21 protein-coding genes are annotated in these 21343 nt (G+C 45.6%); 5 read left to right on the forward strand and 16 right to left on the reverse strand.

Annotated features, from left to right (window positions below; genetic code table 11):
- Window positions 1-89: 89 nt before the first annotated feature.
- A complete protein-coding gene (locus AF333_RS24115; RefSeq protein WP_043067983.1) occupies window positions 90-1217 on the reverse strand; it encodes an HAD family hydrolase in 1128 nt (375 codons plus the stop codon).
- Between the two features lie 159 nt (window positions 1218-1376).
- Between AF333_RS24115 and AF333_RS24120 the strand changes: the two genes are divergently transcribed.
- Together AF333_RS24120 and AF333_RS24125 are read left to right on the forward strand one after the other, a co-directional pair.
- Window positions 1377-2099: an SDR family oxidoreductase gene (locus AF333_RS24120; RefSeq protein ID WP_043067984.1), complete on the forward strand. Its 723-nt coding sequence runs from the start codon at window positions 1377-1379 to the stop codon at window positions 2097-2099.
- Window positions 2100-2127: 28 nt separating this feature from the next.
- Complete coding sequence (locus tag AF333_RS24125; RefSeq protein WP_043067985.1) at window positions 2128-2823, forward strand: peptidylprolyl isomerase; 696 nt, start codon at window positions 2128-2130, stop codon at window positions 2821-2823.
- A gap of 133 nt (window positions 2824-2956) precedes the next feature.
- On the opposite strand, the gene AF333_RS24130 is transcribed toward AF333_RS24125, so the two are convergent.
- The 5 genes from AF333_RS24130 to AF333_RS24150 all read right to left on the reverse strand — a co-directional run bounded on the left by AF333_RS24130 (window position 2957) and on the right by AF333_RS24150 (window position 7992).
- On the reverse strand, window positions 2957-3352 hold the full coding sequence (locus AF333_RS24130) for a hotdog fold thioesterase (RefSeq protein ID WP_043067986.1): 396 nt from the start codon (window positions 3350-3352) through the stop codon (window positions 2957-2959).
- Window positions 3353-3374: 22 nt separating this feature from the next.
- On the reverse strand, window positions 3375-3785 hold the full coding sequence (locus tag AF333_RS24135; RefSeq protein WP_043067987.1) for a MarR family winged helix-turn-helix transcriptional regulator: 411 nt from the start codon (window positions 3783-3785) through the stop codon (window positions 3375-3377).
- Window positions 3786-3962: 177 nt separating this feature from the next.
- Window positions 3963-5420, reverse strand: coding sequence for a sensor histidine kinase (locus AF333_RS24140; protein WP_235355981.1), 1458 nt, complete (start codon window positions 5418-5420; stop codon window positions 3963-3965).
- Window positions 5408-6121, reverse strand: a complete 714-nt coding sequence (locus tag AF333_RS24145; protein WP_043067988.1) for a response regulator transcription factor — start codon at window positions 6119-6121, stop codon at window positions 5408-5410. Before AF333_RS24145 ends, AF333_RS24140 begins: the two co-directional genes overlap by 13 nt.
- 500 nt (window positions 6122-6621) lie before the next feature.
- Window positions 6622-7992: a gluzincin family metallopeptidase gene (locus tag AF333_RS24150; RefSeq protein ID WP_043067989.1), complete on the reverse strand. Its 1371-nt coding sequence runs from the start codon at window positions 7990-7992 to the stop codon at window positions 6622-6624.
- Window positions 7993-8127: 135 nt separating this feature from the next.
- Here AF333_RS24150 and AF333_RS24155 point away from each other — a divergent pair, with 135 nt between their 5' ends.
- Window positions 8128-8532, forward strand: a complete 405-nt coding sequence (locus AF333_RS24155; RefSeq protein ID WP_043067990.1) for an acyl-CoA thioesterase — start codon at window positions 8128-8130, stop codon at window positions 8530-8532.
- A gap of 73 nt (window positions 8533-8605) precedes the next feature.
- Here the strand turns inward: AF333_RS24155 and AF333_RS24160 are convergent, their stop codons facing one another.
- The 6 genes from AF333_RS24160 to AF333_RS24185 all read right to left on the reverse strand — a co-directional run bounded on the left by AF333_RS24160 (window position 8606) and on the right by AF333_RS24185 (window position 16177).
- Window positions 8606-9700, reverse strand: coding sequence for a Ger(x)C family spore germination protein (locus AF333_RS24160; protein ID WP_043067991.1), 1095 nt, complete (start codon window positions 9698-9700; stop codon window positions 8606-8608).
- Complete coding sequence (locus tag AF333_RS24165) at window positions 9697-10803, reverse strand: GerAB/ArcD/ProY family transporter (protein WP_043067992.1); 1107 nt, start codon at window positions 10801-10803, stop codon at window positions 9697-9699. Before AF333_RS24165 ends, AF333_RS24160 begins: the two co-directional genes overlap by 4 nt.
- A gap of 12 nt (window positions 10804-10815) precedes the next feature.
- Complete coding sequence (locus tag AF333_RS24170) at window positions 10816-12354, reverse strand: spore germination protein (RefSeq protein ID WP_052812334.1); 1539 nt, start codon at window positions 12352-12354, stop codon at window positions 10816-10818.
- 104 nt (window positions 12355-12458) lie between these two features.
- The gene (locus AF333_RS24175) at window positions 12459-13664 is read right to left on the reverse strand and encodes a DEAD/DEAH box helicase (RefSeq protein ID WP_043067993.1); all 1206 of its coding nucleotides are present in this window, start codon (window positions 13662-13664) and stop codon (window positions 12459-12461) included.
- Window positions 13661-15463 carry an ATP-binding protein gene (locus tag AF333_RS24180; RefSeq protein ID WP_043067994.1) on the reverse strand — a complete coding sequence of 601 codons (1803 nt, stop codon included), beginning with the start codon at window positions 15461-15463 and terminating at the stop codon, window positions 13661-13663. The genes AF333_RS24175 and AF333_RS24180 overlap by 4 nt, the downstream gene beginning before the upstream one ends.
- Window positions 15464-16177 (reverse strand): response regulator, encoded by a 714-nt coding sequence (locus AF333_RS24185; RefSeq protein WP_043067995.1) that lies wholly within the window; start codon window positions 16175-16177, stop codon window positions 15464-15466. It abuts the gene before it with no gap.
- Window positions 16178-16359: 182 nt separating this feature from the next.
- Here AF333_RS24185 and AF333_RS34235 point away from each other — a divergent pair, with 182 nt between their 5' ends.
- Window positions 16360-16590: a hypothetical protein gene (locus tag AF333_RS34235; RefSeq protein ID WP_043067996.1), complete on the forward strand. Its 231-nt coding sequence runs from the start codon at window positions 16360-16362 to the stop codon at window positions 16588-16590.
- 60 nt (window positions 16591-16650) lie between these two features.
- On the opposite strand, the gene ccsB is transcribed toward AF333_RS34235, so the two are convergent.
- Genes ccsB through resA form a run of 3 tightly spaced genes read right to left on the reverse strand, consistent with a single transcriptional unit; the run spans window position 16651 to window position 20033 of the window.
- Complete coding sequence (gene ccsB / locus AF333_RS24195) at window positions 16651-17841, reverse strand: c-type cytochrome biogenesis protein CcsB (protein WP_043068278.1); 1191 nt, start codon at window positions 17839-17841, stop codon at window positions 16651-16653.
- 26 nt (window positions 17842-17867) lie between these two features.
- Window positions 17868-19490: a cytochrome c biogenesis protein ResB gene (resB, locus tag AF333_RS24200; protein ID WP_235356704.1), complete on the reverse strand. Its 1623-nt coding sequence runs from the start codon at window positions 19488-19490 to the stop codon at window positions 17868-17870.
- Window positions 19491-19508: 18 nt separating this feature from the next.
- Window positions 19509-20033, reverse strand: a complete 525-nt coding sequence (gene resA, locus AF333_RS24205; RefSeq protein WP_043067997.1) for a thiol-disulfide oxidoreductase ResA — start codon at window positions 20031-20033, stop codon at window positions 19509-19511.
- 322 nt (window positions 20034-20355) lie between these two features.
- Here resA and AF333_RS24210 point away from each other — a divergent pair, with 322 nt between their 5' ends.
- On the forward strand, window positions 20356-20550 hold the full coding sequence (locus AF333_RS24210) for a hypothetical protein (RefSeq protein WP_043067998.1): 195 nt from the start codon (window positions 20356-20358) through the stop codon (window positions 20548-20550).
- Window positions 20551-20622: 72 nt separating this feature from the next.
- Here the strand turns inward: AF333_RS24210 and AF333_RS24215 are convergent, their stop codons facing one another.
- Window positions 20623-21336, reverse strand: a complete 714-nt coding sequence (locus tag AF333_RS24215; protein ID WP_043067999.1) for a pseudouridine synthase — start codon at window positions 21334-21336, stop codon at window positions 20623-20625.
- Window positions 21337-21343: the final 7 nt, after the last annotated feature.

Raw genomic sequence — 21343 nt, forward strand, 5'->3', positions numbered from 1 at the left:
CCGACGTAGGCCTTTCCCTCTACTCTCATCCCAATTTCAAGAAAAAGACGCGCAGGCTTTTACCGCCTGCGCGCCCTCCCGCTCTGTTTTTACAGAATGGTCAGAATGTATGTCATGTCGTCAAGGATATAATCAGCCTGCAACTCTTCAAACTTGGCACGTGCTTCCTGCCCAGTCAAACCGGTTAGCGTAGCCGCAAACTTGCAGCCGATGCTGCGTGCAGCCATGTAGTCGGCCACCGAATCTCCTACAACAAGGACTTCTTCACCGTTCTCGATCGGCAGCGGCAAACTGAAGCATTCATCATCATGGCAATCCATACCAAGCATTCCCTTGATGTAGCAGTATGGCTGTGGCTTGGCGAGCGGTGCACGCTCCGGATAACGTTTCTCCGTATCCAACACATCGCTCGCAGTTACGATACGGTTCGGGTTAAAATATTGCAGCAGCCCCATCGCCTTTAGCGGCTCTATCGTTTCGATGCGTGGACGTCCCGTACCAATACCAAGGTCATAGCCGCGATTTTTCAGCTCAGCCAACACTTCGGCCATTTTGGCTGGCTCAACAATCGGAATCTCATCGTCTAGGAAACCTTTCTTTCCTTCCTGATATGAGGGACGACCAATTGAATCAGCTACCAAGCGATCACCGAGATACCACTCCTGGAATGTCTCCTGGCACAGATCCCACAGTTCACTGTTACGCGAGAAAATATCCGTCTCGATGCCTGTCTTCTCCCGTACAATCTCGTTTAGATATACAAGCAACGCTTGCTTCTCTACTGTACTTTTCTCGAAGTCGGCCACGAATGCGGCATAATCGACTGTAAAATCTACACCTTGCGCCAATTTTTTTACTTTTGCAATTGCTTCGCGGTGAATTTGCGATGTAAGAATCGCTCGAACCTCTTCTGGCTTCGTCTTGTGTAATTCAGTCAACAGAAGCACCAGTTGATAAGAGAATGCTAGGTATACCATATCCCAGTTGGCGTTAATTCCTCGCGTCTTAACGAAATCCAACACATTATCATCGGCGAAAACTTCGGCACGTACACGACGAATCGTCTCCTCTTGTGGCGCCGGTTCAAATGTATCACCGCCAATGCCTACATATTTAGGGCTGTACAGCATCTCCCACACCGTTAGTGCCGAAGCGTCAAAATAACGCTCCTCACTTAGTAAAACTCCGTCTACGTCAAATAAAATTGTACGAAACATTCCTCTTCTCCAGCTCCTCCGACTAGTGTAATCTGTGATTGAATGATGTTCGAACTTAACACGAACATTTTATCATACTTTAGGTTAAATAATCGTCTTTTTCCGTAAATTTCGTCATTCGAAAAGTATGGTAAAATAAAGGGAAAGGAGGCGAAGGAAATGGAGTTGCAATCCTTACATAACAAGGTCGCACTCATTACGGGCGCAAGCAAAGGAATTGGACGCGCCATGAGCACATTGTTCGCAGAAAAGGGAGCTACGGTCTACGCTGTTGCCCGAAGTGCGGCGTTGCTCAAAGAGCTCGCAGACGAAGCAAATGGCAAAAAGGGCCGTATTCTTCCCGCCCCATGTGACGTCTCAGACGCGGAGGCAGTCGAGAGTCTTATCGGGCAAGTCATACGCGAGGAAGAACATATCGATGTGCTTATCAATAATGCGGGTCTTGGCCATTTCGGGATGATTCACGAACTAACGGAAGCACAATGGGATGAGATGATGAACGTCAACCTGAAAGGCGTATTCCTCTGCACAAAATACACTGCGCCACACATGATAAAGCGAAAAAGCGGCCATATTATCAATATTTCGAGTGTCGCAGGGACGGTTACATTCCCGGGCGGCGGCGGATACTGTGCATCAAAATTCGGTCTGATGGCCTTCAACGATGTATTAACACAAGAGCTAAAACCGCACAATGTCAAAGTATCCGTTATCTGCCCCGGTTCGGTACAGACACATTTCAGCCAGGGCGAACCGAAAGACTATGCACTGCGACCAGAAGAAGTAGCGTATATGGCCTATCAAATGGCGGCGGCGCCAGAGCATATCATTATGAACCAACTGATTATGCGTCCAGTCGTGCCACAGCAACTGCAAAAATAAACCAATAAGGAAAGCTAGAGGGAACACTATGAAGAAAAAAGGTATTCTACTGACAACACTTGCCCTTGCGGCAATTATAGGAACAACAACCGCTTGCTCTGCTCAGGGAAAAGCGCAGCAAAATCCACCTGCTACAGAAGAAGCAAAGCAATCTGCCAAGCAATGGGACAAGCCACCGGCTATGCAGATTGATCAGAATAAAACATATATTGCTCATGTAGAGACGAACAAAGGAAAATTCTCTATTGAACTGTTTGCAAAAGATGCGCCAAAGACAGTCAACAACTTCGTATTCCTTTCACGGGAGAAATTTTATGATGGTATTGTCTTCCACCGGATTGTGAAAAATTTCATGATTCAGGCAGGTGATCCACTTGCCAAAGGCAGTGTACAAAAATTAAAAGATAACCCGCAAATTGGCTCAGGTAGTCCCGGATACAGATTTGAAGATGAGCTATCTTCCAAGTATAAATACGAAAAAGGGATTGTTGCGATGGCCAATTCAGGATCTAACACAAACGGAAGTCAGTTCTTTATTGGAAATGGATCTGATGTAGAAAATTTGAACTCTCAGCCTAACTACACCATCTTCGGAAAAATAGTAGACGGAATGGATACTGTAGACAAAATTTCTAATACTCCTGTTGGACCAAGCATGGCAGGAGAACTTAGCTTCCCGGAAGAAGATACATTTATTAAAACAATTACGATTGAAGAAAAATAGATAAGTAGGAAAAGATGGAGATAGACGTTGGAAATGCTCTGCGATCTAGCCTGAAAAAGGTGCTAGATTCTTTTTCCAACGTCATGTCCCCTTCTACTGTTCTTACTTCGAATCAAAAAACTACCTGCTTCCGCTACTGCTTCTGTTTTATAATCGCAACCGTGCAACGCGATACACAAATTAGCTTATCTTCCTCATCCACAATTTTTATATCCCACACCATTGTAGTTCGCCCTTTATGCAACGGAGTAGCGATAGCGGTTACGATACCATCCTGTTTGCCTCGGATATGATTAGCATTAATCTCAAGTCCAACTGCCATCTCATTCTCTTGGTCGATAAGATTCCACGTTCCCATGCTGGCTACCGTCTCAGCTAACACGACGGAAGCGCCTCCATGCAGTCGCCCAAATGGCTGGTGCGTGTTCGCGTTCACTGGCATCGTTGCTGTTACTCGCTCCGGTGTCATCTCCCCCATCTCAATACCTAACGGCCCCATGATCGTATCTTTTAGATCCTTTATCTGCATTTCATAATCTCCCCCCATTACTTTATTGCAAGCCGAGGCGGCTTAGCATATCTTTCAACACGTTAGCTTCTTCTTGCGTAAAATCGGCTAAAATCATACGGTTAATGTCTTCCATCTCTTTTTTAAGCTTTTTCTCTAGCGTGCGCCCCTTTTCAGTAATATAGATACGGTTCATCCGTCGATCTCTCGAATCCGGACGCCTTTCTACTAATTCGCTATGAGTAAGTCGGTCCAATAGGCCGGTTATTGTCGCTGAATCCAACCGTAGCCGCTCGCCTAGCTCCGCCCCGGGCTGTCCGTCCTTCTCCCATAATAGATGCAGCAGAGCATACTGTACCGGAGTCACACCGTGTCGTTGCAACCCAGCCTTACTTATCTGATAGACACGCTGATGAGCTTTGCCGATTAAGAATACAACACAATCTTCAAGCACCTCCTCAAGCCTCCTTTTTCATTCTATTCTGAACATAACACAAAAAAAGTATCTTGTATACAATTAACTTGTGTAGAAAATAAGAATCATTCACGAGCGGCCTTGCTCGGTCTTTTTCCACTAAATAAAGGGCCTATCGTATACGGATGCTGTTTCCGAAACGAAAGACCCTTGCTCTTATTCTTGTTCTGTCTCACCCGGTAACCATACCGTGAATTTCGTGCCTTCGCCTACCCTGCTATCTACAGCAATTGTTCCATGATGCAACGTTACGAGTTCTTTAACAATAGCCAGACCAAGACCTGTACCCATTTCTTTACGGGAGCGTACCCGATCAGCTTTGAAAAATCGTTCCCAGATAAGCTCGACATCATGCTCAGAAATGCCGACACCGGTATCTTCTACACATACCTCTATGCCGCCGGATTTCTCCCAAGCCCGTAAAGTAACAGACCCTTGCTCAGTAAACTTCAGCGCATTGTTCACGAGATTGATGAAAATCTGCTCAATACGATGAGGATCAGCGATAATCGCAGGGAGCGGAACCACTACATCCAGATGCAGCTCCAGATTCCGCTTGGCCGCTTCTTCCTTAAACATAAAGACGATTCGGCGCAAAAACGAATCCATATCAATTGGTCGCTTCACTAGATTTACTTCATGCTTCTCAAGACGTACCAACTCAAGCAAATCATTGACGAGCCGACTCATATGCATTGTCTCTTTGTACATTACATCGTAGTACTTTTGACGTGACATTTCATCAACGACCAGTCCGTCCTGCAGCGCTTCCAAAAATCCTTGCATCGCGGTAAGCGGTGTTCTTAGCTCATGAGATACGTTGGCAAAAAAGTCCTGACGGGTTTTTTCGAAATCGGTTCGCTCCGTTTCTATATGATCAAGCGTGCTGGCCATTCGATTGATTGTCCGTGCCAGGTCACCGATTTCATCCTCCGTCTCTACGATAACACGCTGTTTATAATTGCCTCGTTCGATTTGCAACGCAACATCATCAATTCGCTTTAACGGTCGGGAAATCGTCCAGGAGAGATAGGATACCATCGCTGTACACAGTAAAATGCCGAACAATGTCGCCCACACGATCATCTCCCGCATATTTCCAACCGTCTCTTCAATGCCTTCTACCGGTGCATGTAATACAATACCGCCGAACACTTCATCTTTTTGCCCCCACGGCACGACTACTGACATCATCGGCTTGGTCAGACCCTCGAACTTCAAATCCTGCACAACGTCCTTGCCCTGCATAACCTGCTCTACGATAGAGCGCGCTACAGACTTGCCGATAAATACTTCATCCTGCGTCGAAGTGGAAATAATCTGCCCCTGTCGATTGAACACCCAGATGCGGGTGTCGAACGTCTGGTCAAGAAATGCCAACATCGCCGCTGTCTGATCTGCCTGTACAGGGTAATTCTGAATAGCCAGATTTACTTTTTTCGCTTTGCGTAGCAATTCTTCCTTCGTACCATCATATATATAGTTCTTGGCCAGCACAGACATGGAGAGGCCAAGTGCCCCAAGCCCAAGCAACACCGTTACCATGTAACTAAGCAAAAGCTTGCGGAAAATACTTTTACTAACTCCAAACCAGTCTTTCACTACGCGGAGCACGATGCTTCCACCTCGAACTTATAACCGACACCCCATACAGTATGGATGCACTCATAAGGGAGCTGCGCCAAGTGCTGACGGATTTTTTTGACATGCACATCCACTGTACGAATATCACCGAAAAAGTCATAACCCCATATTTGTTCCAATAATTGCTCCCTGGTAAATACGCTGCCCTGCGAACGAGCAAGAAATACGAGCAAGTCAAATTCTTTGGGACGGAATTGTACTTTTTCGCCCGCTATCGTCACCTGACGTCCCTGTAAATCAATATGAAGGTCCTGGAACTGCAAGGCATTGTTTGGCGTCGTGTCCTTCTCTTCTGCCGAGCGCGGTTGCATTCGGCGGAAAATCGCTTTAATCCGTGCAACAAGCTCCCGTGGGCTAAATGGCTTGGTCACATAATCATCCGCTCCAAGCTCAAGCCCAAGCACCCGGTCAAACTCTTCTCCTTTTGCGGATAACATAATAATAGGTGTGTCCATTATCTTACGAATTTCCCGGCATGCCTCGTATCCATCCATTTTTGGCATCATCACATCAAGAATGATCGCGTCCGGCTTCTCCTCCTCCGCAAGCCGTACCGCTTCTTCCCCGTTATGCGCTTCTACTAAATCAATTTGCTGCTGAGCGAAATACAAGCGAATGATTTCTAGCACATTCACATCATCGTCAGCAACAAGTACCTTTGTTCCGTTCACGCTATCTTCCTCCTCCATTCCGTACGCGCATCGAATACGGAATACAGCTTTGCAAGCCTTGTCTTCTTCTCTACCCGTTAGTATACCATATTTTTTGCGCACGTTTTGCAAGTCTGGAATGTCTATCTATAGTATTCGTGAACAGAAAGAGATCCGCGTCCGGGATGAAGGACTGAATTTTTTTTGCCCATTAAAATAACCGGTACAAATGTACCGGTTATTCTAGGAAGAAGAAGCGTGAAGCTTATATTATTTTTTTAGTTATTAATATTTTAAGTAATTGGTTGGTCTTCTTATGCTATAGACGGTAGGGTTTTGCTGTGGTATCGTACAGGCGTTTTGCTCGTTTATTGGTCTTTTGATGTCATTTCATTTCCTTCATCACATAAGCAGCATACCGTCCGTTTAAGGCTTTCGTTCACCTCCTGATGCTTTTACTTTACAGTAGAATTGTAACCATATCGTGTCATAGCTGAGAACTTTTTTTGATAAAAATATGATCAATTTGTGTTCTTGTCGGCGATCCACTGTTTTACACGCTCTTCAAGCTCGTGTTCGTCTATACCGAGATGTTTTTTCAAATAGTTATCTGTCAGCCTCTTTGTGACCTTTTTCCACTTGTAAGTTGCATGCTCACCTTCGGAGGGGATATCATCTTTAATCGCAAACCATGGCGTATTGCTGTATGATGCAACCAACTTCTGCAATGTATCTTCTCCATACCTTTCTACAATGTAGCGTACCGTATCGTGGGAGAATGCATATTCTTGCTGCTGTTTACGGCCACTGACGCCAAATCCGTTCTCACCTAGACGCTCACTGGCGGTCAGCCTGGACAAATCAATTTCACGCAGGCGGCGCTGTCCAAAATCCCCGTCAAAAACGTATGACATATCATCATTACTATAGTACATCGCCATCCCTTCCATTAACCAGACGGGTACATATGGAGGCAATTGCGGAAATTGATAAAGGTGTACGATTTCATGCTTTACTGTTGTATATACCGAACCATCCTGTGACGAGCCCTGTAGCGCTTCGAAATTCAAAGAAATGAACTGGTTTGTTACCTTATAACCGGCGGCATTGAGGAAATATTGGCCTGAAGCCGTTGCGACCGTATGTCCACCCTGCCATAAGTGTTCTTCAGGGTACACGAGAACAGGATAAGGAGGATTGCCCTTGAGCTTCAATCGCTTGCCCATTTCTTCGTAAGCTTGTTCTGTCTCTTCCATAATAACAGGCATATCATCTTCGTTTTTATCATGGTAAAGAAACAGAAAATTCTCTGTTTTTTTTGTTTTTGTCTCCCCCATCTCAAAAAGCGCAGGCGAACCGATTTGCGTATAATTAGTAATTTTCCATGTACCCTGCTTTGTCTGTCTTACGTCAAAAGAGCGTTCCACCTTATACCATTCATCCTTTTTTCCGTCCCGGTACCGATACTTCACTTCTGTTTTGAGATCGTTTAGTGAACGTTCAGCACCATTCTGGATGAGCTGACCGGCTCCTTTCAGTTTCACCTGTACATCCGATATTGGAGCCATGGCCAGTCTTCGTGCCATACCTTCCTGTCCATTGCTTTCCATTATGTTATTCATTTGCTGCGGATTTTGACTTCCTACCGCCTTTGACCAAACGTCCAGCGTTTGTTGGGCCTGGCGATGTGCTTCCCCTCTTGCCGATTTTTCACTAAGCACATCCAGCTTATCTTCTGCAAATACGGAAGAAATCCACTCGTTCTCTTGAAGGTCGTGTACAATGCCTGCAAGTACGGCCCGTGGGTTCTCTTCTTTATTTATCGTGAAAAAGCCGCTTAAGAGGAGAAGCAACAAAAGAGAGAGCAGTCCGAGTTTTCCCAGTGCTTTCATTCGTTCGCATTCACCTCTGATTATTATATGTCTTCCATCTTCATTACCACACACCTGGCAAGCAAAACGCAAGTTGGCATATCTTCTATAAGAAGGTAAAATGAAGGGAAAAGTCGATATACAGGAGGGAAAACAGTGGAAGCTTCATTAGAGATCATTGTTCGTTCTACAGAAATTGATGTAAATGGCCATGTCAATAACGCCAAATATCTAGAATACCTGGAATGGGGACGTGAAGAATGGTATGAACAGGCGAACCTCCCGTATGATACATTTCTTGAGCTTGGCATTCAAACCGTTACTGTGAATATTACGATCAATTATCGCAAAGAATGTGTGCAGAATGATCGGCTTATTATTACAACCAAACCAGAAAGGCTTGGTAGAACAAGCTATACGTTAAAACAGGAAATCTACAACCAGCGGAACGAACTGGTGGCGGACGCACTCGTAACAAGCGTAACGATGGATAGCAGTACACGTACGAGCCGTCCTGTCCCGGCGGAGTTGGCTCGCTTATTTGCCCATCTGGCTTCATAATAAAAACAGGAGGGGGCTGATCCAACAGGAATATATAAAGTAACCTGTTGGATCAGCCCCCTTTTCTTTTTGATTATGTAAGAAGCCCTAACCTGGTCAATTCCACTTCCATTTCTACCTTTACGTCGATTTGCGGATATTGTTTATCCCACCATGCCTGGCTGAAACCAGGATGTATGTTCCTAGCCTTTAAATAACTTCCTAAACCAAGTGCATCTGAACGGGCTTTTTGCAAAATGGCAACCGTTTCTCTAGCATCCTGTTCCAAAGATCGAGCTACTTTCTTCTCTAACTCCTGCAAATGTTCTTTCGTTCGAATTTGTTCTCCCTTGTATTCCAATACCTGCCCCTTTACTTTCCCCTTTATGTGTATGGTTATTTCTTGCGTCTTGGAGTTGTAGGACGCCCTTCTTGTGCGGGAATTTTTCACGAAAGATAATGTAAGCGTTGTCCGTTTATCCAATATGAAAGTAATGTCCTCCCGATAGTCTACGTTGTTCAATATCGCAAACATAGGTAAAAGCCTGGAAGGAAGCTTCCCCGTCATCCTCGAATGGTTAAACAATGCCATCCCGTCCAGCAGTACCCCCTCTTTTTTCCTGACGATATACGGAACTGCAACGGCACGCCCTGGCGTTTCCATATCCCGGATGACACTACCTAGACGAAACATACCCGTTCCGCGCAATTTCTCTTCCTGCTGCAATACGTTATATAAATACAAACCATTCCATTGTTTGTTTTTTCCATCTACTTTAAGTGCATCATATGCCTTTCCTTTCACGACACCAACAAATATCATAGAGCCGATACTCGGATCACGATAAATGGGATGCAGGGCGGATGCAATGCCATGGCGTGCCGTCTCTTCTCCGAATATAACAACTTTAAGCTGACCAGGTTCAGCTCTTCTTCCAGAAAGATAGCTTAGCTTTTTGCGCGCTTCCTTGCCGCTATGGGCCGCGACGGTCATCACCTGAGAGGATGCCCTGCCTTCGGGTTGTATCGCGGGCATTATGCATGTAATTCTCATTGTATGTTGATCGATTTCATCATACCCAGCGGTCAAAAACAAGCCCAGCTCGTCAAGTACCTTTCTGTCTCCCTCAGCACAACCGCCAAGCAGGATGCACCCTGCTAACAATGCCATTCGAAATAAAGCTTTCATGCTTTCGCCCCCTTTCTGCGTTTTATGAATGAAAGTATGACGAGAATCAGCGTGACAGCAGTCGTTAGATAAAGCCAGGAGGTGCCGATATACGATAGTCCCTGATCGATATCAAGAAAGCGTCCCGGTATTAGGACGAGAGCGATAAAGGCGAGCAATGTCAAAACATGCGGTCTGCAAAGGAATGAATTCTTCCATATGTGTTGAATGCCTTTTCCACCTATAAGGATAAACCCTGCCGCCGATTGAAGGACAAGCAAGCCCCATGTACTAACACCGATAATCTCGACACGCTCAATAAAAGGTAGCTGCACCAACCGGAACATATCCATAGTAGGATAGGATTGGTATTTTAACATTTCACTTCCGTACAATCCTGTCGCTCCAATAACGATGGCAAGGTAAATAAATGTAGTGAACCAATGCCCAAGCGATGTGTATAACAGCACTTGTTTTCTGCGAGTGATAAGAGGATAGAAGAAAAATGCAATTTCAAAGCCGAAATAGTCCAGCGCCATATGCTTAATCGCTTGAACATGCTCGCTTATACTATGATGAAAAAGCGGCAGCATAAACTCCCACTGAAAATGTGCATAAGAATAAACGAGAAACACCGTAAGCCAGATCGTTGAGAAAAAGACAATGACACTAAAACGGACAAGTAAAGAAATCCCTCCTCGCAACAACAAATAACACGGACACAGAAAAAGCAGAAACAAATAAGGCAATGGTGTTACCGGAAAAATAAAATCCTGAAGCACACCGATAAAATCACGGAGCAAAAATACGCCAAGCAGAAAATAGTACATCCCGATAAGCAAGGAAATAAGAATACTCAGTATCTTACCAAATAGCATACTTTTGACCTGAAGAAGATCCATATCTTCATACTTTCTCAGTACATAAAATATTAGCACTATCATCAACTGAATAAGAATCGCACATATAATGATGGATATCCAGCCTTCATTCCCTACGTCTTCGGCCAAAATACGCGGTGCACGTAAAATTCCGACACCGACTTGCATCGTATTCACGAGGAAGAATAAGTAAAACGGATCAATTGAAAACTCACCTTCATATATGCCTCGGCTTTTTTCCATATATAATCTCCTTCAAGTGGGCTTCCTGCCGTTACGCCTCTCTTCTTGACGCTGTACATCCTCCGACCTAGATAACGTAGAACGAGAGACGAAGAGTTGAAACGGAAAGCGGATGACACTATCCTTCCAGTCAGCTACCCGAATAGGTACAAGCGGAGACAGATAGGGTGCCCCCAGAGAACGCATTTCCAGCAAATGCAGAGTTATGAGCGCAAATCCGATAACAATACCGACAAACCCGAAAAAACCAGCCAGAAGAATAAACGCATAACGAATAGTACGCACGGCATTCGCCATCAAGTAGGACGGAATAACAAACGAGGCTATCGCTGATAACGCCACGGCAATAATGAGAACGTTGCTCGTAAATCCTGCCGTAACAGCTGCCTGGCCAATAACGATACCACCTACGATACCGATCGTCTGACCGATTTTGGTTGGCAGACGCACACCGGCCTCCCGCAGAAACTCGATCGTAACCTCCATAATCATAGCTTCGTACAACGGAGGGAATGGGACTTTTGATCGCGTTTCCAGCAGGGTAACAAGCATATCGCTTGGAATCATCTGATAATGGAACGTCGTAATAGCTACATAAATCGCAGTGAAGAATAAGGCAGCAAACAAACCCACCATACGTAAAGAACGCAACAAAGATCCTGGCATCCAGCGATTATAATAATCATCAGGTGACTGCAAGAACTCCCAGAATGTGCTAGGCGTGATCCATACATATGGCGAACCATCCAACATGACGATGACTTTGCCATCCAACAATGCCGAAACGGTTTTTTGCGGCTGCGTAGTAGATACGAAATTCGGAAAAGGCGAATATGGATTGTCTTCTATGAACTCGGCCAATTCGGCGATATCAGTCAAGCCATCAATCTGTACAAGAGCAAGGCGCCGCTTCATTTCAACTATATTGTCTGGACTGGCAATCCCATCTAACCACAATAATCCTGCCATCGTATGCGTTCGTTTTCCAACAAAAGAAATATCCAAACGTAAATCGATCGTTTTAATACGTTTACGCACAATCCCTACATTTGTCATCAATGATTCTATGAAATTCTCCTGTGGACCAAAAATGGTCGTCTCGTTTTCAGACGGAGAAACCGAGCGCTCAGGCGCGCGGAATACATTAACCGCAATGGGCATTCCTTCATCATGAAGCACAATCGCCCATCCTTGCAGCAATTTGGCTACACAGCCTTCAACGTCGTCTATCTGCTTCACCTCACCACCGTTCAGCCTCTCTATCATCGATGCCTTATTGCGGTCACTAGAGGATGCGGTCAACGGTTGAATGATATACGTATCTACGAACTCTGGAGAAATAATCGTACTAATGTAGCAACAAATCACGGAATCAAGCCGTCGGTATGTAAAATCCTCCATCCGGCACAAAGAAGATAAGCATGCAAAGTCAGCCTCGGCTCCTTGTCCCATTTTCTTAAGAGTATGAGTTACCGCCTCTGAAGGCGGATTCGCATGTTCACTATACGGATAGACTCGACGCTGAAAGATTCTCCGAATCAATTGAAGCATACCATCCCCTCCTTATGGCTCCTCTTACTTAGCTTGGATGATCCGGCAAAAATTATCCCTGTTCATTAAAACAGCCGACCCCGGACGGGATCGGCTGCGTTCTTTTACTTTTTCTTAGAAGGCTTTTTGGCTTTTATGTTCTGTTTCTTCTTAGATGGGGGACGGAAAGATCGTTCCTTAGGTGGTACAAGCTCACCACGGAATAGCATCCGTTCCGGCATTTCAATATGAAGCTGTTGGGTAAGCTTACCTGCCATAAACTTCTCTTTTGGTTCCAAAAGCGTAACTGCCATGCCACCTTTTCCCGCACGACCAGTGCGGCCCACGCGATGGATATATCCATCCGTATCGAACGGCAAATCAAAGTTAATTACATGTGTCACATCGTCAATATCAAGCCCCCGTGCCAGCAGATCTGTGGTGACAAGACACTGGATTTCGCCTTTGCGAATCTTGTTCATGGCTTGCTCACGTTCCGCCTTTTTCGTTTCGCTGTGAATGCCAGCGATAGACACTTCCTTGGCAGCAAGCCAGCTTGCAATATCGCCTACCAGATGCAGCTTCTTCACGAAAATCAAGGCACGCTCCGGCTGCAGCGCCTGCAGCAACCGGCGTAGTGTTTCGAATTTTTCCCGCTCAGGTGTTACGATGAAATAGTGTTCAATAAGCTCAGGTAAGCGGGATTCCCCTTGGATTTTGATGATTTTCGGCTCTTCTTCCGACCACTTTCTGCCCCATTCTTCTACCAGAGGTGAAATCGTGGCCGAGAATACAGACACTTTTCTTGAACGCGGTGTACGTTGTACGACTGCTTCTACTTCACGGATGATGCCTGATTCAAGCATCTGGTCCGCCTCGTCAATGACAAGTCTCTTCACTTCATGGACTTTTAGCTTTTTCTTCTCGATCAGGTCATAGATGCGTCCTGGCGAACCGACGATAATATGCGGTTTTTGCTTCAGCTTTTCAATCTGACGCTTGATATCCATACCACCCATGATAATTTGAAACCGGATATCCGTCTCTCTACACAAATTCTCCAATACATGACGAATTTGTACGGTCAGTTCGCGGGTAGGTGCGAGGATAAGCGCCTGGGTTGCGGAAGAGTCCGCTTGAATTTCTTGTAGAAGCGGAAGCAGATAGGCAAGCGTCTTGCCTGTGCCTGTCTGCGATTCGCCGACCACGCTATATCCCGCTAATTGAAGCGGGATAGCTTGCTGCTGAATCGGTGTAGGGATTTTAATGTTTATCTCAGCGAGCCCTTCCAATAGAAAAGGGGCAAGCTCGCTCTCAGCAAATGTTTTCATCCGCGTTTTCCTTCCTCAGGCTGAACCGGCAACTGAATGGAGAATGTTGTCCCTTCTCCCAGCTTGCTGCGCACGCTAATCGTTCCCTGGTGGCCCTCCACAATATTTTTTACAATCGACAGCCCGAGACCTGTACCGGCGCGACCACGCGTTCGAGCTTTGTCGGCTTTATAGAAACGTTCAAATACAAACGGCAAATCCTCAGCCGGTATTCCACTTCCCGTATCTTCTATTTCAATCGTATACGTTCCACCTTTAAAGAGCGTACGGAGCGTAATCGTTCCTCCTTCACCTGTATGGCGGATGGCGTTATCAATAAGATTGGTAAGTACCTGTTCCATCCTGTCGCTGTCGAATTGGAACTCACCTTCCTCCGCTTGCCAATCCAGCTGCAAATGAATTCCCTGCTCTTTCGCTACTCCATTAAATTTTCGAATAATCTTATCTTCCAGCTGGAGCAGATTTCCTGACTGAATTTCAAGCTGGATATGCCCAGCCTCCATGCGGCCCAAATCCAGCAATTCATTAACAAGCCGAGACATGCGCAACGATTCGTCATAAATAATCTGTGCAAGCTCCTTCTTCTCTTCCTCCGACTGGGCCACATCATCAACGATTGCCTCGCTATATCCTTGTAGCATAACCAGTGGGGTACGCAGTTCATGCGATACATTGGCAAGAAAGTCCTTACGCAGCTTGTCAAGACGGCGTTCCTGCGTCATATCACGCAGAACGGCCACCGCTCCACGTACCTGCTTGTCATCATACAATGGAGCCATAACAACAGCATAAATACGTCCCTGTACCATAACATCCGCGACAACTTCTTTTTGATGCTTCAGCACTTGCTCCAGAATGGATTTCATCGACGGTGGAAGGCCTTCTCTCTCTCCTTCGCCCTGCTCGTACTTCCACGCTTTCATTAATTCATCAGCAGGCGGGTTGGTAACGATAGTACAGCCCGTATTATCGAAAGTCATGACACCATCGACCATACTGCTCAGTACACTGGCCAGCTGTTCTTTCTCACGGGACAAGGCAACAATCAAATCATTGAGACGCTTTGCCATATGATTGATTGTTGCAGCCAGATCACCAATTTCATCATTCGTGCGGATAGAAATCTGCGCGGAGAAATCTCCCTGTGCATACAAATCCGCCGCCTTCTTCATCGAACGCAACGGTTGAGTGACGCGTGACGATAGGAAAAAAGCAAAAAACGTTGACAACACGATACCGATGGCTGCCGCATAGAAAATCAATCGGGTGGTTTTATATGTCGTTTCTCGCAATTCTTCCATCGTTTGATACAAAATCAGTTCATTTTTGAGCGTCGAGGAATGGAGTGGAACGGCTACCGCGACAAACTCTTCATAATGTGGAAGAGCGCCGCCTTGCGAGATAACCGGAAAGAAATCGCGTGTTACCGCAATCCGATCATTGATCTGTGCCTGTTTAAGCACTGGATGCTTCAGAAACTCCTCCGCTTTCACCTCCGGTATGGAAGCGTCCTGCGGGGCGTTTTGACCCTGTACATAGTTGCCGAGCGAACCGGTGATAACCATGCGAGTATCATAGACATCGACAAGCTCCTTGGCAATGTTCAGCGTTTTCTCATGGTCTTTATAGCTTAGAATGACATGCGCCATATTCTGCGCCAGCTGTTTCAGATCTTCTGTACGTTGCCGTTCATAGAATCCGTCCAGAAAAGACATCAATGTCAGACTAAGCACGGTAAGCACAACGGCAACTACACCGATAATCGTAATCCAGAGCTTAATAACTACCTGGTTTAGCACTTACTTTGGCACCTCGAGTTTATATCCGATTCCCCATACGGTTGCAATCATATTGGCCGCAGCCGGAGAAATCTTATTTAACTTCTCGCGGAGGCGTTTGATGTGAGTATCCACAGTTCTAAGATCCCCGAAGAATTCATAGTGCCATACATCTTTAAGCAAATCCTCACGGGAAAATACCCGATCCGGATTGCGTGCCAAATAATACAAAAGCTCATATTCTTTCGGCGTCAAACTGACCTCTTCGCCAGATACCGTTACGCGATGTGCGTCATGATCAATAGACAGCTCCGGGAAAACAAGTACATTATGCGAACTGCTCGGCGTTGTAAGAAATGCGGTTGCAGACGAACGACGCAACAACGCTTTCACCCGAAATACGACCTCGCGTGGACTGAACGGCTTTACTACATAATCATCCGTCCCCGACTCAAAGCCCTGAACACGGTTCGCTTCCTCTCCCTTAGCGGTTAGCATAATAATGGGTGTCGCCTTCTGTTCCCGTAGCCGGGTACATACTTCGATACCATCAATACCTGGTAGCATTAAGTCAAGCAAAATTACATCATAATCGTTGGAAAGCGCCATATCTAAGGCTTTCTCTCCATCTTCTGCTTCTTCGATGATGAAATTCTCTCTTTCCAAGTACATTCTCAGTAGCCGGCGAATGCGTTCTTCGTCGTCTACTACAAGCACTTTGGCTTGCTGATCCATTTACTCTCACCTCAGTTGACATTTTCATGCAGAGACTGCTTTTCTGATTATTTTACCATTTTTAGCAGGGAATTGTGGCTATAATCGTTCAAATTATATGTTACCCAGGTTACAAAATACAAGCTTTTGTTTTAATACACAGTTTCGTGGAAACAATATAGGAGCGAAAGGAGTGAGCTTTTATGAAAAAACCGGAACAAGATATTCGCTACGACGCAGAAGGTGAAAAAATCGTTCAGCAGGAAATTATGAACGCTTACCACAGCGGTGTCATCGAAGACGATGATACGTATTCGCAGATGGGCGACAACCCGCAAAGCACTCACCGTCCAGAAAGCCGTTCTGAAAACCATACCGAGAACCTAATGCAAGATGACGAACTTGAAGAAAAAAACCCGGACGATTTCGAATAAGAGAGAAAGAAGACGCCCTGCTTAAATGATGTACAGCAGGGCGCTTTTTCTTATCCTACATCATGCATAAGAATGAAGACCTGAGATAACAAGGTTAACAAAGACAAGGTTGAACATAACAAGGATGAAGCCGATAACAGCCATCCATGCCGATTTCTTCCCTTGCCAGCCCCGCGAAAGGCGCAGATGGAGATACGCGCTATAGAATAACCATGTAATAAGCGCCCATACTTCTTTCGGATCCCATCCCCAGAAGCGGCCCCATGCTTCATGTGCCCATATCATCGCAAAAATTAAAGCGCCAAGCGTAAAAATCGGAAACCCGATAGCCACAGCCCGGTAGCTGATCTCGTCGACTAACTCCGGATCTAAATCTTGTACCCATTTGCTTACTATAGCGGAAATTCTCCGGCGGAATGCCAGTCGGGTGACACCGTACAGCAACGTACCGCCAGCCACGGACCAGATAAGCGTATTGAACTTACGCGCTGCTTGATTCCCTTTCATGAAACCCGGTGCTTCAAACCACGGCTTCATTTTATCCGTAGTCTCCAGCGTCCCATCCTTCGGCCCGACAACCGCTGGTATATGATATTTCACCTGTGATTCAACCACCTGGCCGGTCGACATCTGAAACGGAGCTTTAAACGTCGCCTGATACCCCGCCAGTTGGAAAGAGAAGACAAGAACGATGAAAGCGATAAGCGTACAGATGACCCACATAACAATTTCCAGCCAAACGGCTGATGCTGAATCTTCTTTTAAATTAACTGTCCGCAACAAATACATCAATCCACCGGCAAAGCCGACCGCAAATGCTCCTTCCCCAAGCGCCGCCGTCGACACATGAATCTGCAGCCAATAGCTTTGCAGCGCCGGAATAAGAGGCGTTACCTCACGTGGAAATACAGCGGCATAGGCGATAATGATGACGCTAAACGGCATAACAAAGGCGCCGATAAGCGGGATACGATAAATAAGATATATTCCCAAAAACGCAAGTGTCATCGCAAAGCCAAGGAATTGCATGAATTCAAACATGTTACTGGTAGGAATGTGCCCTCCTATGTACCAGCGCATCCCAATGAACACGGCATGCGCAAGAAAGCCGATGGTCGCCATCACATACGCGAAGCGGCCGAACCGTTTACCGTGCTCCTCGGGCGTGCGGTTACGGAAGCTTTTTCCTGTCACAGCAACGAAGAACAGAATGGTCGCTATACAATAAAAAATAAATGCGATGGTCAACATGGTATTGCTGAGACCGATGAGATTACTCACGATTGTTTAGCCTCCTTCTCCAATTGCGCGGCGGAGATATGATACCCGTTCGCCTCTAAAATCTTCACAACTTCATTTTTCACGCCAAACCAGTTTTTGTTCGTATGCGCGGCTACCAATAGTCTATCCCCTTCTATCTGGAACCAGATGCGGCGATGCTGCCAGTAGAAGCCCATTACAAGCCCTATCATACTGATGGCTGCCCCGAAGAAAATCACCGGAATACTATTATCTTTGCGTACCATTAAACCAGTCATGTCGACTAAGTCGGGCTTGGTGAATGTATATGTTATTGTCGGTTCTTTGCCGTCGGCCGTCAACGTATTACCTAGGAAAATCCATTGCTTCTCGCCATTCGGCGTCTTAGGTGAAACCGTATTAACGATAAACGCAGGGTTATTCGGTTCGGTCGATTTCGTAATCGGCTGCTTATTCTCATCAAGCGCAAAATCAGGAAAATACTGCAGTACCTGAACCGTTACATCATTGCTTGCTTTTACTTCTTTCGGCGGAGAAAGCAAATCCAGCTTTACACTGCCCAGTGGCTGCTTAGTAGCTGTGTCCATCAAATTTAGATTCAACGCCTGTAATTGATTTTCCTGTTCTCCTGATTGATATAGTAATAATCCTTCGTATTTTAATGGATGGTTTACTTGGATATCATGTTGCGTTACCTGCTTTAGTTTCGGTTCTGAGCCTGGAATATCAGCGTTTTCATTTTCGTAGAGTATCGCTTTCGTTTTGTACTCCTTTACGACAACGCCATCCAGATCCAGCTTTTCTGGAAATTCGTCATCCTGATAATATTCCTTGACGAACTGCACGTTTTTGACATAGTAATTCGTCTCCGGCACAGGAACGGTTTGTCCCTCTCGCACCCATACGTACTGATCGAGATAAAAACCGGGAATCAACCGCATGAGACAGCCGACTAGAAAAATAATCAATCCTATATGATTAATATAGGGACCCCAACGGCTGAATCGACCTTTCTCTCCGAGCAGGGCATTCTGTTCGCGGCGTACATGATAGCGCTTTTTTTTCAACGCTTCCTCAAGCGAAACAGCCAGCTGCTCCGCATCTTTATCGGAAGCATCAAGCTCCGTGCTAACCTTTTGAATCTGCAAAAATTTCTTATCCCGCTTTACACGTTGCTTCTTCAGTGCACGGTACAGCGGAACAACACGGTCCAGACTGCATATGACGAGTGAAATTCCAATTCCAAGCATGAGTGCGATAAACCACCAGGAAGAGTACAAATTATGAAACCCGAGCTTGTAATAAATAAGACCAAGGGTTCCATACGCTTCCGGATAGTATTGTTCCGCTGGTTTGGGTACCGGAATGTAGCGCTCCTGCGGAAAAATCGTTCCAATGGCTGACGCGATAAGCGTCAATACAATCATAATGACCGCATTCCGCACGGAAGAGAAGAAGTTCCATACGCGATCAACAATCGTTTTCTGATAGACTTGCGAGCGTCGGGCAGCCCCTTCATAACGCATGTCCAGCTTCTGATTTGCAGCCGTTCCGTCCGCCAGCGGCGCGCCGCATGATTCGCACAGTGTCGTTCCGACCGGATTTGCGTGTCCGCATTCGCATTTTACATTGTCCAACATGACCTCACCTCATATTTCTCACGGAGCAATCTGCTGCATGTTATCCTGAATCGTCTTGTATGACATCGGCCCGCCTACGATATGCTTATAGAGCGTTCCGTCCGCTTTCACAAAAAAAGTGGATGGCATTTCACCAATCTGGTATTTGCGGGTAATGTCACGCGATGGGTCCATTAACAAGGGCAGCGCATCCAGCTTATACTGACGGGCAAACGATTGGACTGGAATTTCCGATTCACCTACATTAATGGCAAGAATGATAACATCTTTGTTCGCAAACTCTTTCGATGCCTTGTTTAAGTCAGCCATTTCTTCCCGGCACGGCGGACAATATGTACCCCAAAAATTCAGCACAACCGCTTTGCCTTTTAATTGACTTAGCTGCACTTTCCCTCCGCCGACCTGTTGAGCTACAAAATCGGGCACAGTTTTTCCGACTTGCACAGTCGTTTTATCTTTAAAATAAGCGGTGTAAAATGTCCAACCGACAGCCAAAACAATTACTGCCAGCACAACCAGCCGCGTTATTTTACGTGTCCCCATACTCAGGCAACCTCCTTAGCATATACAAAAGCTGCTATTTTCATTGTCAAATCAAGGATAACTATACACATTATAACGGTTATAAAATTTAATACTGCATCTATTTTTTGAACGTTTGGTGACAGCAAATCTTCCCCGTGATTCTTGCTTTACCAGCTTGCCTTACTTTGTTTTCTATACAAACGCATAAAATATGAAGATTCATTTCAAAAAAAACAGATGCATAAATATTTATTTACATATGTATTTATTCGTTGTAGAATTGAATTTATCTTACAGCCCCACCCGGCTGATACGTTCGAAAAAGAAAAGAGGTGCACACATGATGATTCCGACAGAAATGCAGTGGAACGCTTTGCTGCAGCGTCACGCAACTGTTACAATCCATGCTAAAGGTCAGCAAGTAACGGGCGATTTATACAACGTAACGGACGAACAGGTGATTCTTATCGTACCGAGCAAGCAGGACCTGTTCGAGGTCATTTCCCGCACGGATATCGATGACATCAGTTGGTAGTGTAGTGCAGTGCATAAATATCTAGTAACAAAGAAATGGCGATTTCTAGCCATTTTTTTATGCTGTTTTTTCTTATAACGCATATAGACGAGTCACTTCTTCTGCCGTTAAAGGCCGATATCCCCCTTCAGGTACTCCCTCCAGCGTCAAAAACGCCAACCTTACACGCTTTAATCTTCTGACCGGATGCCCGACTGCTTCACACATTCTCCGTACTTGACGGTTCCGACCTTCATGAATGGTAAGTTGGATAAGTGTCGTTTTACTTTTCTCATTAAAGCGTAGCCGTACGGCGTCAGCCGGTGCTGTCATCCCGTCTTCAAGCTCAATCCCCTGTCTGAGTCGTATAAGTGCCTCTTCTTCCATCCTTCCCTTTACGATCGCTTCATACACTTTATCCAATTCATGGCGCGGATGTGTAATACGGTTAGCAAACTCGCCGTCGTTCGTAAGTAACAGCAGACCGGACGTGTCGTAATCAAGTCGCCCCACTGGATAAATCCGTTCCTCTATTCCTTCCATTAAATCAAGTACCGTCTTTCTTCCCTGCGGATCAGTAACAGATGTAATATAGCCAGTTGGCTTATTTAGCAGAAAATACACATGATTTTCACGGGCAATTTTTTTCCCATCCACTTCAATTTCGTCGCGGGCGGCATCAGCTTTATAACCAAGCTCCTGTATAATGACGCCGTTCACTTTTACACGACCCGAAACAATCAGCTCCTCGCACTTTCTACGGGAAGCCACACCTGCCTGAGCCATAATTTTTTGTAATCGTTCCATTTCTTAC

The organism is Aneurinibacillus migulanus, from assembly GCF_001274715.1.
GTDB lineage: Bacteria > Bacillota > Bacilli > Aneurinibacillales > Aneurinibacillaceae > Aneurinibacillus > Aneurinibacillus migulanus.